Here is a 598-nt window from a genome sequence, read left to right on the forward strand (position 1 = left end):
GTGGAGCCCACCGTGCCGGTCACGCCCTGCACGAGTCCGCCGACCAGGCTGCGCTGCTGGACGCCCTCGGCGGAGGCCGGACGGGCACCGAGCACGAGCGAGAGCAGCACGAGGGCCGCGGCGACGCCGACGCCCGCGAGGACGTACCGGCGACGCCGGCCGCCCCGGTGGCCGGTGCTCCGGCCGCACCCGCGCGACCGGTGGCCGACCTGGTCGGCGGCCTGACTGGTTCGGTGGCGACCACCCCGACCACGGCGGCCGACGCGGACGGCGCAGGCACCGCCTCCCGGCCGCTCACCGACACCGTGGTCGGCGTCCTGACGCCCGTCACCGGGACCGTGCAGGCCATCACCGACGCGCGCCCCACCGCGGCGGTGGTCGAGGCGATCGACGGCCTGCTCGGCGTCCTGCCGGTCACCGGCGACCTGCTCGGTGACGACACGCTCGGCACGATCACGCGCCCCGTCACGGGCGTCACCGACGACCTGCTGGGCGGCGTCGGGAGCACCGTCGGCACGCTGCCCGGCACGGTCGGCACGGTCGTGTCGCCCGTCGAGGGCGCGCTCCCGATCGGCCCCCTGCCCGTCCCGACCCTGCC

General features: G+C 78.1%; 1 protein-coding gene. It reads left to right on the forward strand.

Annotated features, from left to right (window positions below):
- Positions 1-233 precede the first annotated feature (233 nt).
- Positions 234-598 (forward strand): hypothetical protein (locus tag BEP24_RS17895; RefSeq protein ID WP_216093164.1); only part of this gene is annotated, 365 nt, incomplete at its 3' end.

Source organism: Curtobacterium sp. UCD-KPL2560 (assembly GCF_001705035.1).
Classification (GTDB): domain Bacteria; phylum Actinomycetota; class Actinomycetes; order Actinomycetales; family Microbacteriaceae; genus Curtobacterium.